General features: G+C 69.5%; 11 protein-coding genes, 1 tRNA gene and 1 pseudogene. 6 read left to right on the top strand and 7 right to left on the bottom strand.

From position 1 onward, the window contains the following. Window positions 1-18 precede the first annotated feature (18 nt). The 3 genes from AAW14_RS22030 to AAW14_RS22020 form a co-directional block, all read right to left on the bottom strand. The gene (locus AAW14_RS22030; RefSeq protein ID WP_265565639.1) at window positions 19-762 is read right to left on the bottom strand and encodes an alpha/beta fold hydrolase; all 744 of its coding nucleotides are present in this window, start codon (window positions 760-762) and stop codon (window positions 19-21) included. A 455-nt stretch (window positions 763-1,217) separates the two neighbouring features. Next, entirely contained in the window at window positions 1,218-2,036 is an 819-nt protein-coding gene (locus AAW14_RS22025) for an SDR family NAD(P)-dependent oxidoreductase (protein WP_265565638.1), read from the bottom strand. After that, window positions 2,033-2,953 (bottom strand): alpha/beta hydrolase, encoded by a 921-nt coding sequence (locus AAW14_RS22020; RefSeq protein ID WP_265565637.1) that lies wholly within the window; start codon window positions 2,951-2,953, stop codon window positions 2,033-2,035. Before AAW14_RS22020 ends, AAW14_RS22025 begins: the two co-directional genes overlap by 4 nt. A gap of 94 nt (window positions 2,954-3,047) precedes the next feature. On the opposite strand from AAW14_RS22020, the gene AAW14_RS22015 reads away from it, so the two are divergent. Both AAW14_RS22015 and AAW14_RS22010 read left to right on the top strand, forming a co-directional pair. Continuing rightward, a complete protein-coding gene (locus AAW14_RS22015; RefSeq protein WP_265565636.1) occupies window positions 3,048-3,467 on the top strand; it encodes a MarR family winged helix-turn-helix transcriptional regulator in 420 nt (139 codons plus the stop codon). A 177-nt stretch (window positions 3,468-3,644) separates the two neighbouring features. Next, window positions 3,645-4,517 carry an IS5 family transposase gene (locus AAW14_RS22010; protein ID WP_265565635.1) on the top strand — a complete coding sequence of 291 codons (873 nt, stop codon included), beginning with the start codon at window positions 3,645-3,647 and terminating at the stop codon, window positions 4,515-4,517. Here AAW14_RS22010 and AAW14_RS22005 read toward each other — a convergent pair. Then, a complete protein-coding gene (locus tag AAW14_RS22005; RefSeq protein WP_265565634.1) occupies window positions 4,509-5,672 on the bottom strand; it encodes an FAD-dependent oxidoreductase in 1,164 nt (387 codons plus the stop codon). The genes AAW14_RS22010 and AAW14_RS22005 overlap by 9 nt on opposite strands. A 259-nt stretch (window positions 5,673-5,931) precedes the next feature. Here AAW14_RS22005 and AAW14_RS22000 point away from each other — a divergent pair, with 259 nt between their 5' ends. Next, entirely contained in the window at window positions 5,932-6,525 is a 594-nt protein-coding gene (locus AAW14_RS22000; protein ID WP_265565706.1) for a TetR/AcrR family transcriptional regulator, read from the top strand. Window positions 6,526-6,697: 172 nt separating this feature from the next. On the opposite strand, the gene AAW14_RS21995 is transcribed toward AAW14_RS22000, so the two are convergent. After that, on the bottom strand, window positions 6,698-6,979 hold the full coding sequence (locus AAW14_RS21995; protein ID WP_265565705.1) for a peptide deformylase: 282 nt from the start codon (window positions 6,977-6,979) through the stop codon (window positions 6,698-6,700). A gap of 99 nt (window positions 6,980-7,078) precedes the next feature. Here AAW14_RS21995 and AAW14_RS21990 point away from each other — a divergent pair. Further along, window positions 7,079-7,845, top strand: a pseudogene (locus tag AAW14_RS21990) (tyrosine-type recombinase/integrase); the annotation flags it as partial. Window positions 7,846-7,913: 68 nt separating this feature from the next. Here AAW14_RS21990 and AAW14_RS21985 read toward each other — a convergent pair. After that, window positions 7,914-7,989: transfer RNA gene (locus tag AAW14_RS21985), tRNA-Arg, on the bottom strand. A 475-nt stretch (window positions 7,990-8,464) separates the two neighbouring features. After that, complete coding sequence (locus AAW14_RS21980) at window positions 8,465-10,417, bottom strand: acyl-CoA dehydrogenase (RefSeq protein WP_265565633.1); 1,953 nt, start codon at window positions 10,415-10,417, stop codon at window positions 8,465-8,467. A gap of 263 nt (window positions 10,418-10,680) precedes the next feature. Here AAW14_RS21980 and AAW14_RS21975 point away from each other — a divergent pair, with 263 nt between their 5' ends. Together AAW14_RS21975 and AAW14_RS21970 are read left to right on the top strand one after the other, a co-directional pair. Next, window positions 10,681-11,367, top strand: coding sequence for a ScbR family autoregulator-binding transcription factor (locus AAW14_RS21975; RefSeq protein ID WP_265565632.1), 687 nt, complete (start codon window positions 10,681-10,683; stop codon window positions 11,365-11,367). A 126-nt stretch (window positions 11,368-11,493) separates the two neighbouring features. Further along, complete coding sequence (locus tag AAW14_RS21970; protein WP_265565631.1) at window positions 11,494-12,762, top strand: cytochrome P450 family protein; 1,269 nt, start codon at window positions 11,494-11,496, stop codon at window positions 12,760-12,762. Window positions 12,763-12,823 lie beyond the last annotated feature (61 nt).

Below are 12,823 nucleotides of genomic sequence, written 5' to 3'. Positions count from 1 at the left end.
TGGCGTGTGGTTGAAGCTCTAGCGGAGTCGGCTCACCATGTCCTGCACCGCGTCGATGACCACGTCCGGCCGGTCGCTCGGGATGTCATGTGAGCTGTGCTGCGCCACTACGAGGTGCCGGTTGGGTGCGGCATTGGCGAACTCCTGCTGGGCCTGCCGCCACAGCAGCGCGTCGTCGGCCGTCGGGAAGGGGGTCTTTGAGGACACGATCGCGGTGGCCGGAACGTTCTGGGGCCAGGACAGCTTGTGGTAGGCGCGGTGTACGGGGCCGTAGTGGTCGGCCTCGGCGAGGAGTTGGCGGGTCGCCCGGGTCTGTGGCTTCTTCTTGAGCGCTGCGATCTGCTGCTCGTTCGCGGCCACGAGCTTGGCGGTCTCGCCGTCGGTGTAGAACTCGGGGAGGCTGGCGTCCACGAGGACGGCGCCGGTGAGCCAGTGCGGGTGCTGCCTGACGAAGTACGTGGCGATCTCCCCGGCGAGGGAGTGGGAGACCAGGAGCACGTCCTTTGTGGCTCCCAGCTGCGTCAGGCCGGCCTCGAGGTCGGAGGCGGCGTTCTGTGCCCTCCACGGCCCGGGTACGTCGCTGCTCCTTCCTTCGCCGGCGCGGTCGTAGGTGATGATCTCGGACCCGGTCTTCTTCGCGAGCACGGGCACGATCTTCTTCCAGTACGACGCGTCGAGACCTCCGCCGGCGTCGAGGACGATGGCCGGGCCATGGCCAGGCGTCACGTAGAACGCCAGCTTGTGACCGTTGTTGGTGATCATGTGAAGTGACGGCTGGGCGACGGTCGTTGCCGTCGGGGGCACCGAGGATGCCGTTGCACTGGTCCGGGACGCGGTTGTAGCCGGTTGCGCGTTCCTTGCAGTGGCTGCGTCGCAGGCGGTGAGGCCACAGGCGGCGACTGCGATGGAGGCCAGGGTGAGCGTCGCGTGCCGTCGTCGCCGACGCCGTGCGGTGGGGCTGGGCATGGGGGTTCCTTCCGCGAGAGTGGAGGAGGAGGTTCAGGCCGACCGTCGGCGACCTCGATGTGTCGAAGGATTTCGACGTCCCAAGCCTCGTCGTCCGCAGAGACGACCGCGACGGTGCACGCCCCCGAGAACGGAGGGGGGACAGCCCCACCCCGAGAGACGGGCTGCGCATTTGGCAGAAGGCTCGGTAGGTGCCCACGGAGAACGTTCACCCACTGAGGCTTTTGCAACCTCATGTCGGCCGGCGAGTATCAGCGTTTGAACGGCCTTGACCTGGGTGCCCTCCGGGCTGGGCGCCGGTATCTGGGGGCGAGTTCGGCATGGTTGCCCTGGAGCAGCAGGGTGGGTTCGGTGTCTGTCCAGCGTCGGATCACGTCGCGGTCCTCGATGCCGGGAACGCACAGCACCTCGCCCTGCCGGTGGGCTGTGAGCAGGGATTGGGCGACGTCAGGGGCGGGCATGGCCCGCGGGTCGCCGTGGTTGGCGCCGCCGGACCATTCGGTGTCGACCAGGCCCGGGCACACGACGGTGGCTTTCACCCCGGTCCCGCGCAGTTCGCCTGCGAGGCTTCGGGTGAAACCCACGACGGCGGACTTCGCGGCCACGTAGAGGGTGCGCGGGAAGCCCATGTCGAGGCCGGCGCTGAAGGCCGGCAGGGAGGCGACGGTAACGATGCCGCCGGAGCCTGCGTGCAGCATCGCCGGGAGTACCGCCCGGGTGAGGGTGATGTGCGCTGTGGCGTTGAGCCTCCACAGGTGGTCGACGTCGTCGGGGGTGAGGTCGGTCAGCGGTGTGTAGCCGCCGGTACCGGCGTTGGAGACCAGCAGGTCCACCGGGCCGGCCTGGGCGCGGTCCACCACGGTGCGCAGGCCCTGGTGGTCGGCCAGGTCAGCGGAAAGGGTTTCGACTCGGCTTCCCGCCTGGCGCAAGGACTCGGCCTCGGCGGCCAGTTTGTCCTCGCGGCGGGCCACCAGGATCAGGTCGTAGCCCTGTGCTGCGAGCAGCCGGGCTGTGGCGGCGCCGATGCCGCTGCCGGCTCCGGTGACCAGCGCCGTGGGCCGGCCGGTCATGCCACGACCTGCGTCGGCGAGGCGGCCGGGTGCAGACGGTCGCGCAGGAAGGCCGCGGCGCGGTCGAGCGCCGCGGCGGCCTCGTCCAGGACGGCGGCGAAAGCCTGGAAGACGTGCGGTGCCCCGGCCACGACGTCGAGGGTGACGTCGACGTCGCCTTCGGCGGCACGCGCGGCCAGGCGCACCGCGTCGTCGAGCAGGACCTCGTGGCTGCCGGCCTGGACGAGTATCGGCGGCAGGCCGCGCAGGTCGGCGAGGGCAGGGCTGGCCAGCTCGCCGCGCGGGTCGGCGTCGCCCAGGTAGTCCGCGGCCCGCACGCGCAGGGCGGTGGCGGTCATCGACGGGTCGACCTCGGCCTTGGACTCCAGGCTGCGGCCGGACTGGGTCAGATCCACCCACGGTGACAGCAGGAGTGCCGCGGCGGGTTGCGGCAGCCCTGCGCGCCGGGCGGCCAGCAGGGTTGCCATCGCCAGACCGGCCCCGGCCGACTCCCCCGCGACCGCGATCCGCAACGGGTCGCCTCCGGCGTCCAGCAGTGCACGGTAGGCCGTGAGGGCGTCGTCGACGGCGGCCGGATAGCGGTGTTCGGGGGTGAGCCGGTAGTCGACGGAGACCACCTCGGCGCCGGTGCGGCGAGCGAGGTTGGCGACCACGGTGAGGCTGGTCTCCGGGGCGCCCACGGCGTAGCAGCCGCCGTGGAAGTGCACGATGGTGGCGGTAGGGACCGTCCCCTCGATGCGCACCCGCAGGGCGGGGACCCTGCCGAGTGCGGTCGGTTCGGTTTGCACGTCGGCGGGTACCGGAGCGGCGGTGAGCATTGCGCGGTACACCGGACGCATCGTCAGTGGATCCTGTGCCAGGTCGAGCTGAGAGCCGCGCAGCAGGGCGGTGACATTGTCCATCTGGGTGGTGCTCATGGCTGTACGTCCTCAGTGTTGGAAGCCATAGTTCATTAGAGATAAGATGTTAAGCACTATGAACCATGGTGGCAAGGTATTGAGGAGCGGATCGGTGAACAACGAGGACTTCCTGCGGCTTGTGGTGCGCGCCCAGATCCACCTGTGGAACGAAGCAGACACCGCCCTGCGCACGACCCATGACCTGCCGCTCGCCCACTACCTGCCGATGCGCGTCATCGCCCAGACCCCCCACTGCCGTGTCCAGGACATCGCCGACCAACTCGCCATCACCAGCGGCGGCGCCAGCCAAGCCGTGGACCGGATCGAAAAGGCCGGCCACGTCCAGCGCCAGCCTCACCCCACCAACCGGCGCTCCTCCATCGTGGAGCTCACCGCACAGGGACGCGCGCTCCTGGATGCCGCCGCCACAACGCTCGACCAGGAGATCGAACACCGCCTGGCCTCACTGCCGCCGGCCGCCCGCAACCAGATCACCGACAGCCTCACCGCGCTGCTCACCGAACACCGATGAAGTGACCCCACGGATCCCGCGCCAGGTCCGGTACCGACCCGATCTCGTCGGCGGAAGCCTCGCAGGCACCGGACTCGCCGTTTGATCGGCAGGAGTTGTCTGGACGAGCGGAGGTGCTTGCAGCCATGCAGACTCGACCAAGGGCTGGGATCAGAACGAGGTGTTCGCCGCCGGGAAATGACGGTCTGTCAGTTCGTTGTGCGTGCCAGGCAGGGGGCGGGTGCGGCCGAGACGCGTGGCGGGAGCAAGCCGTGGCTGGTCGAGGACGGGCTGTGGGAGCGAATCGAGCCGCTGCTGCCGGTGGCCGAGCGGCGTTTCCGGTATCCGGGGCGGCGGCGGATCGATGACCGCCGGGTGCTGTTCGGGATCCTGTTCGTGCTGTACACCGGCATCCCGTGGCGGCACCTGCCGCGGGAGTTCGACTTCGGCTCGGGAATGAGCTGCTGGCGGCGGCTGCGGGACTGGAACGAGGCCGGGGTGTGGCAGCGCCTGCACGAGTTGCTGCTCGCCGAACTACGTTCGGCCGGGATGCTGGACTTCTCCCGGGCCGCCGTCGGCTCTTCGCACGTACGCGCACTGAAGGGCGGGCCGGCCACCGGACGCTCCCCGGTGGACCAGGTCAGGACCGGCAGCAGGCACCACGTGATTGTCGAGGCGCATGGCATCCCTCTGGCGGTGACCCTGACCGGCGGAAACCGTAACGACGTCACCCAGCTGATCCCGCTAATCCAGGCCGTTCCACCGATCCGCGGCAGGTGCGGCCAACCGCTGTGTCGTCCCCGACGCCTCTACGCCGACCGCGGCTACGACCATGACGTGTACCGTGACCGCGTCCGCCGGTTGGAAATCACCCCAATCATCGCTCGACGCGGCACCGGGCACGGCTCCGGTCTCGGAATCCACCGCTGGGTCGTGGAGGGCGCCCTCGCGTTGCTGCACTGGTTCCGGCGCCTGCGTATCCGCTGGGAGATTCGCGACGACATCCACCAAGCCTTCGTCAGCCTGGGCTGCGCCAGCATCTGCTGGCGTCGGCTGAAGACCTCACTGTGATCCCGCTCCTTGGGGCGGGGCGTCGCTGTCGCTGTCGAAGTCGGGTACGTCAGTGGACAGCAGGTGCTCGGCGCCGTGTTCGAGGACCTTGGCCGTCTCGGTGGAGCGGGGGAGCATGGTCTTCTCGTAGGTGCGGATGGCGTCGTCGACGGTGGCGGCGTTGGCTAGGGCGAGGGCGAGTTCGCTGGCGTCGAGCATGGCGAGGTTGACGCCGACGCCGAGCGGGGGCATGAGGTGGGCGGCGTCGCCGAGCAGGGTCACCGTCGGGTTGTGTTCCCAGGTGTGCGGGACCGGGAGGGCGAAGAGGGGGCGGTCGACGTAGGGGCCGTCGTTTTCGGTGATCATCTGGCGCATGCGGGGCGACCAGTGGGCGTACTCGTCGCAGAGCACGGTGCGGATGCCGTGGGTGTCGTCGGTCGTCAGGCCGCTCGTGCTGATCCAGTCGACCGGGACTCGTTGGATGATGTAGACGCGGATGTGGTCTCCGCCGTTGCGCTGGGCGAACAGGCCACGCTTGCCGTCGGCTGCGTGGGCGCTGCCCCAACCGACCAGCTCGGCAATATCGGGGTGCCGGTTGTCGACGTCGGAGAACCATGCCTCCAGGAAGCTCACCCCGGTGTACTGGGGGACGGCGGGGGACACGGCCGGGCGTACCCGGGAGAAGGCGCCGTCGGCGCCGATGACCAGATCGGTCTCGATGGTCGTGCCGTCGGCGAAGCGCAACTGCCGCGGCCCGTCGGTGGGCCCGCTGATCGTGTCGAGGGCGCGGCCCCAGTGCACGGTTCCCGGGTGCAGGGAGTCGAGGAGCAGGCTGCGCAGCTGGCCGCGGTCGATTTCCGGTTTGAAGAGCTCGTCGGTCTCGGGGACTTTGTGGGACGTGATCTGGCCGGTGGGGTCCATCTGCCGCATTTCTTGCCCTTCGGGGCGGGCCAGCTGGAAGAACTCGTCGAGCAGGCCGGCTTCGCGCAGGGCGATTTGACCGTTGTCGGCGTGCAGGTCGAGGGTTCCGCCCTGGTTGCGTGCGTCGGGGCTCGGGTCACGGTCGTAGACGGTGACCGCGATGCCGCGCTGCTGGAGGATGCGGGCGCAGGTCAGGCCGCCGGGTCCGGCGCCGATGATGCTGATGCCGGCGCGGGCGGGTTCTGGGGAGTTCATGGTTGTTCCTTTCGGTCGACGAAGAGGGGGCATCGGGCGAGCGGGCCAGGGCGTTCCGGGGGCGACCTCGGTCTCGGACGGGCCCCGCAGCGGGGTTCCCTCGATGAACGTGACGGCGACCAGCTGTGCGGTGCAGGCGATCTGCATGCCGGCGAGGATGTGCCGCTCGACTAACTGCCACGCCTACAAAAGCAGATCAAATGCAAAAGTGCAACGAGTCAACTTTTCCAAGGGTTCGACTATCGGATACGCTCAAGTCATGACCGTTCCCCCCGTCGGCCGCCGCGAACGCAAGAAGGCGGCCACCCGACAGGCGATCGCCGACGCCGCGCTGCAGCTCTTTCTGGAGCGCGGTTACGACCAGGTGGGCATCCGTGACATCGCCGACGCCGCCGACGTGTCGACCGCTACGGTGTTCAAGCACTTCAGCGGCAAGGAAGCGCTGGTATTCGACGAGGACGAGGACCGGGAGTCAGAACTGACCGCCGCGGTGCGGCAGCGGGCATCCGGCCAGAGCATCCTCGATGCCCTCCGACAGCACGTCCTCGACACCTGGCTGCCGATCGCGGCGCATCCACAGATGACCGAGTTCACCAACCTGGTCGACTCAACGCCGGCGCTACGCGAGTACGCCGAACGCATGTGGACCCGGCACACCGACGGCCTCAGTGCAGCCATCGCCGACGAGATCGGCGTGGACCACGACAACCTCGCATGTGTGGCTCTTGCTCGATTCGTACTCCAGATCCCGGTTATCGCTCGCGGGCGGCAGGACCGCCGGGCCGCCGTCGAGGAAATCTTCGACATCCTCACCCAGGGCTGGGAACCGCCAAGCAAGCCGCCCGCGCCGTAGCGCCTGGGCTGTTTCCTGAGCCCGCCCGCCCCCACCGCGCGTCTTGGCCGCACCCACCCCTGCCTGGCAACGAGAACTGGCAGCCCGTCATTGACGAGCGGCGAGCGCACCTCATTCTGATCCCAGTCCTGAGCCGGCATCACGGCAGGCGCCGGCGTTGCTGATATCGGTCCTACTCGTATGCCCAAGCTCGCCCGGTCTGCCGGTACTCCTCCACGGGGATCGGATCGACCCCGGGCAGCATGTGTGCCGTGTAGAGAAGTCCGCCGAGGTGGTCGATTTCGTGGTGGATGAGACGGGCGAGTCCGCGTTCGTACTCGGTCGTCGTGGTCTCGCCGGTCAGGGAGGTGGCCTCCACCGTGATCTTCAGTTGACGGGGGACCAAACCGCGGACGTCGAAGAAGCTGAGGCATCCCTCGTACTGCTGGTCCGTCTCCTCGGAGCGGTCGGTGATGCGGGGGTTGAGCAGGATGACGGCAGGGGGCGTCGTCGGCCGGCATGACGACGGCGGTGGCTCGGGCGATGCCGATCTGCGGGGCGGCGATGCCCATGCTCCCTCGGCGTCGCCGACGTACGCCGCTTCCTCGTCCGCCTGGAGTAGGAGACCACGGCGGCAACGGCAAAGGAATCGCACCGAGTTCTGCGCTCGGCCCTCTCCTCCGCCTGCCGCGAGGAACTGATCACCCGCAACGTCGCCAAGCCCGTCGAGCCACCCCGCACCGACAGCCGCGAGCTGAAGCCCTGGACCTCGAGGAGACGCTCGACTTCCTCGCGGCCTCCCGCAAAGACCCGCTCTACGCGGCCTTCGTCCTCGTTATCGCCATGGGCCTCCGCCGAGGAGAGATCGTCGGCCTTCGGTGGTCTGACCTCGACCTCGACGACCGCGTCCTCTACGTCCGGCAGCAGACGCAGCGCCGCCGTGGCGTCCTCTATGACGACGACCCCAAGAGCCGCCGTCGCCGTGGCCGTCCCGCTCTCTGCGCTCTGCATCGCGCCCCTGCGCTGACACCGGTTGCGGCAGGCAGCTGCCCGCGCGAAGGCGGGGGAGAAGTGGCAGGAGTCGGCCTATGTCTTCACCACCCGCACCGGCCGCCCGGTCGAGCCGCGCAACCTGTACCGCTCCTTCACCCGCATCGCCCAGTCCGCCGGCCTCCGCGTCATCCGGCTGCACGACGCCCGGCACGGCACCGCGACCCTTCTCACCGCGGCCGGAGTCGCGCCCCGCGTCGTGACGTGTACACACACGTCGTGCAGGACACCCAGCGCGAGGCCATGGGCCACATGGACCGGCTGCTGCGGAGGCGCCCCGGTCGTCAGTGACTGCCCGCGTTGATGTCAAAGCTGGATGTCAAAGGCCCCGGACCATGATCGGTCCGGGGCCTTTTGTCTGGTGCCCCCGGCAGGATTCGAACCTGCGACACCCGCTTTAGGAGAGCGGTGCTCTATCCCCTGAGCTACGAAGGCGGATCGGTGACAGCCTAGCGGATGCGTTCCGCGGTGGTCGCCCCTGTTCCGGCGGAGTCGTGTTTCGGGGCCGTCGGGTACCCGATCCAGGCTCGGCTGCGCGGCATCCTCGCTGGTGGCCCGGCCGTTACGTTTGTGACGACCGCCGTCACCGTCTGGTCCGGCATGGCGGTCTCGTACGGCTGCCTCGGGCACCTCGTCTTCGGCCGGAGGGGTGAGGTCCTCGGCGGTCCTCATCCAGCTGACCTGGGGTGAAGCCCCGAACAGGGGCTGCTCGCGGTGCACGGGGTGGGGTCCCGAGCCCGCGTCCGGCCGGACCCCGATGCCGTTGTTCGTTGGGTCCTCCCGAAGGCCGTCGGAAACGCAACGGGGAGATCATCCGCACCGGCACAACCACCAGCACCAGTGCCAGCGCCAGCACCGGCACTGGCACCAGCCCGGGTCGTGATTCGTCCGTCCGCGTGGCCTGCTCGCCTCAGCGCCGGCCCGGTACGGACACCGACCCCGCGGTCGTCTCCGAGTCCGCCTCCGTCATCGTCATCGTCCGCACGATCGACCCCCCGCTGGCGATCGGGATCGCCGACAGCATTTCCGCCGGGAAGTCGAACGCGTCGACCAGGGTCATCATGTGCGGTGCGAGGTCGGCGACGACCGTGTCCAGTGTCTTCGGCAGAGCCTTCACCTGATCCGGGGTCATATGGCCCTCCGCGAGCAGGTCTCCGGTGTGGCCGTCGATCTGGCGGAGCAGGAACAGGCGGCACAGGGAGCGGAGCAGTCGGCGGGCCCTCGGGTCTGCCGCGCGCTCGGCCGCGGCGGCGAAGGCGTCCGCGGCCTGCAGGCGGGCGTGCGCGGAGACCATCTCCAGGGCTGCCGAGGAGGTGACGTTCCAGCGGCCGACCGGGTCGCCGGACGGGCCCTCGCGCAGGGCCGCGCGGGCCCGTGCCTGCCAGATGACCTCGACCTGGGCGAGCAGGCCCCGCAGAAAGGGAAGGTGCGTCAGGTCGGCGTGCGGCACGGTGTCCGGGGGTGCCGCCCGGTGGCCGAAGACCATCTCGGAGGCCGCCTTCACCCAGATCACCAGGTTGTCGCCCTCGGCGGTGATACCGCCCTCGATGTTGGCCGACAGGTCCGAGATGCCGTTGGCGGGGAACAGGCCCTGCGCGCCACAGCGTTCCCGGCATTCGGCGGTGATGTCCCGTGCCTGCCAGGTGATCCAGCCCTTGGCGATCGCCGCGAGCCGCTCCACCTCCTCGCGGTCCTCCTCGGTGTGCGCGGCGAACCGGTCCACCACTGTGCGGTGCAGGAACGTCATCGCGTACGCCGTCGCCAGCGCGTCGAGCAGCCGGCTGTGGTGGCTGCGGTGCGCGGCGACCGGGATGCGCTCGCCGGCCCTGGGACCTGCGATGAGGCGGCTGTGGGAATAGCGGACCGCTATCGCGAGCGCGGCGCGTGCCATGCCCAGGGTGCCGGCGCTCATGCAGAGCTTGCCCATGGTGACGCGGTTGATGGAGCGCAGGAGCCGCTTGCGCTTGTTGCCGAGGCTGCTGGCCAGGGCGCCGTCCCGGGCGAGACGGCCGTGCTCGGCCTGCAGGAGCGCCTCGTGCGGCAACCACAGGTGGTCGAAGGAGGTGAGGGCGTGGTCGACGGGGGTGCCGGTGCGCTCCGGCAGCGGGCGGACCGTCACTCCGGGCAGGTGTCCGGTGTGGTCGCTGAGCGGGGTGAGGAAGAGGAAGACGCCCTGGTCCTCGTCGTCCACGATGAGCCGGGCCGCGACGACCGCGGTCTTGGGCCCGCCGGTCAGGCTGGTGTTGGGCATGAACTTCTGCGCGCCGGGCGTCGGCGTGTGCAGACGGAACCCGCCGCTCGTACGGTCGAGAACCGCGACGGTCTCCATGGCTGCCACGTCGTTGCCGTGCTCCACTTCCGTGCACAGGAACGTTCCCGTGCGCTGGAGGGAGGTGAAGGCGGACAGGTCCCGGCCCGCGTGGTCGTGGTCGACGAGGCTGCCGAGGAAGAGGTTGTAGTGGATGCTCGCGAGGGTCGTCAGCCCTCCGTCGACCGGACCGATCCACTCGTGCAGCGCGGCCAGCCGGTGCGGGTCGGCGGCGAACCGCACCGGGTCGTCGAGGACGCCGTTCAGGAGGCGCAGGCGGTCGTACGAGAGTGCGGCCCGGCCGGCGAGGGAGAGGCCGGACCGGTACGAGAACGCGGGGCGGGAGATCATCTCGCGCCAGGTGCCGTGCCTGCGGTCGCGCTCCGCACCCTCGAGAAGCAGGTGGGCCAGTGCGGCGGCGACCGGGTGTTCCGGGGCCGACACGGAAGAGGCCGACAGTGAGGGGACCGGGTTCGACGGGGAGGGGACCGGGTTCGACGGATGGGTCGGGTCCGGCACTTCCGTCCCTAAGCCCTCGGGTGTGGTGACAGTCATCGAGCTTGCCCCTGGTGTGGGTACGGTCAGGTGTGGAGCACAGACCGAAGATACGTACCATCCGGTTTTGTATTCAAGACCCTTCTGAGCCCGTCTCCCGTCGGTAGAGGCTCTTGATGACCCCTTTTGAAGGGGTGAAGGGTGGTTTGTGCTGCGGAAGCTTCAGGGTTGAAAAACCGTTCGGCTGGTTTTATTGTCCCTTGGGTATTGGCAGGGGGATCGGGGGATCGCGTCCGGCGCGCACGGTGGGTACGGAGGATGCTGTGGCACGGCAGGAGCGAGCCATTCGGACGCGGCAGGCGATCCTGGTCGCCGCGGCCGAGGTGTTCGACGAGGTCGGGTACGAGGCGGCGACGATCTCCGACGTGCTCAATCGGTCGGGGGTCACCAAGGGTGCGCTCTACTTCCACTTCTCGTCGAAGGAGGAGCTGGCCCAGGAGGTCCTGGCCGCGCAGGTCTCCTCGCTTCCACGTGTCCCGGAGCAGGAGCTGAAACTCCAGGAATCCCTGGACGAGGCGTTGTTGCTGGCGTATCTGCTCAGGAAGGACACAGGGGACGCGATCGTCCAGGGCAGCGTGCGCCTGACCGTGGACCAGGGGTCGCCCAAGGACCATCTCAACCGGCGGGTGCCCATGCAGGCCTGGACCGACCACACTCAGTCCGTCTTCGAAGAGGCCAAGGCGAAGGGGGAGATCCTCCCGCACGTCGATGTCGCCGCGCTCGCCCGGCTGTTCGTCGGCGCGTTCACCGGGGTCCAGGTTCTGTCGAGGATCATGACCGAGCGGGCGGACCTGGCCGAGCGGGTGGCCGACCTCTACCGGTACCTGATGCCTTCCGTCGCCTCGCCGGGGGTCCTGGTGCGACTGGACTTCTCCCCGGAGCGGGGCCCGCGGGTGTACGAAGCCGCCCTGAGACAGCGTGAGTCGGAGGCGGCGAAGGCGGCGGAGTGAGCACGCCCGGTGCGGTCTGCCGGGTGACGGGTGGAGGCCGCATGCGCATGCGTTCCGCCGTGGTGTGCCGGTGCGGGGCGCCGCACCGCATGCCGAAAGGACGGACCGACCGAACGGAGTGCACGGATGGACATGACCGGGTGCCCGTATGCCCTCGACGTGACCGGGCGTGACCTGGCGGGCGAGACCGCGAGGTTACGGTCCCGGGGTCCGGCCGTCGAGGTGGAACTGCCGGGTGGAGTGCGCGCCTGGGCCGTCGTACGGCAGAAGTACGTCAAACAACTCCTCATTGACCGGCGGGTGTCGAAGGACGCCCGGCAGCACTGGCCCGAGTTCGTCGCGGGCCGTATCGGTGAGGAGTGGCCGCTGTATCCGTGGGTGGCGAACGAGAACATGCTCTTCGCCTACGGGGACGGTCACGCACGGCTGCGCCGGCTCGTCGCCGCCGCCTTCACCGCCCGGCGTACGGAGGCCCTGCGACCCCGCATCGAGGAGCTCGCGAGTGAACTGCTCGACGAGCTGGCCGCGTTGCCGGACGGCGAACCGGTCGATCTGCGCGAGCGGTTCGCCAAGGTGCTGCCCATGCGGGTGATCTGCGAGTTGTTCGGCGTCGCCGAGGAGGCGCGCGAGCCCATCTGCACGGACCTGGAGGTCGTGTTCGGCACGGCGGTTCCCGGCGACGAGATGGCCGCGGCCCGGGTGAGGGTCTACGGGAGGCTGGCGGAGCTGGCCGCCGGAAAGCGGGCCAGGCCCGGCGACGATCTGGCGACCGCGCTGATCGAGGTGCACGACGCCGACGACGGCCGCCTGACCGAGCAGGAACTCCTCGGGACGCTCTATCTGATGATCGCCGCCGGGCAGGAGACCACCTGCACGCTCGTCACCAATGCCATCGGCGCGCTGTGCGCCCATCCGGAACAGCGCGCGCATGTGGTGGAGGGCCGCGCCGACTGGGCCGACGTGGTCGCCGAGACATTGCGTACGCACGCGCCCGCCGCGTACTCGCCGATGCGCTTCGCGGTGGAGGACATCGAACTCGACGGCGTACACATCAGGAAGGGTGACCCGATCCTGGTCTCCTTCGCGGGTGCGGCCTCGGATCCGGCGGCGTACGGGGAAGACGTCGGCGTCTTCGACGTGCTGCGCGCCGGGCGGCGGGACGACCTGGGCTTCGGCTTCGGGGTGCACCGGTGTCTGGGGGCGTCGCTGGCCCGGCTGGAGGCGACCTCCGCGCTCGCGGCGCTCTTCACCCGGTTCCCGGATCTGGAACCCGTTGTGCCGCCGGCCGAGGTCGAGCCGGTGCGGTCCTTCATCGTCAACGGATACGCGACGTTGCCGGTCGTGCTGCGGCCGTCTCGACCGTCGCGGCCATCTCGACCGGCTCAGCCGTCTTAGCCGTCTCAGCTGTCCCGAAGGTCCCAACCGTCCCAAACGTCCCAAACGTCTCAGCCGTCTC

The organism is Streptomyces hygroscopicus (assembly GCF_026168105.1).
Classification (GTDB): domain Bacteria; phylum Actinomycetota; class Actinomycetes; order Streptomycetales; family Streptomycetaceae; genus Streptomyces; species Streptomyces hygroscopicus_D.
Note: the sequence above shows the minus strand (reverse complement) of the source record. Positions and strands in the feature narration are given on the sequence as shown.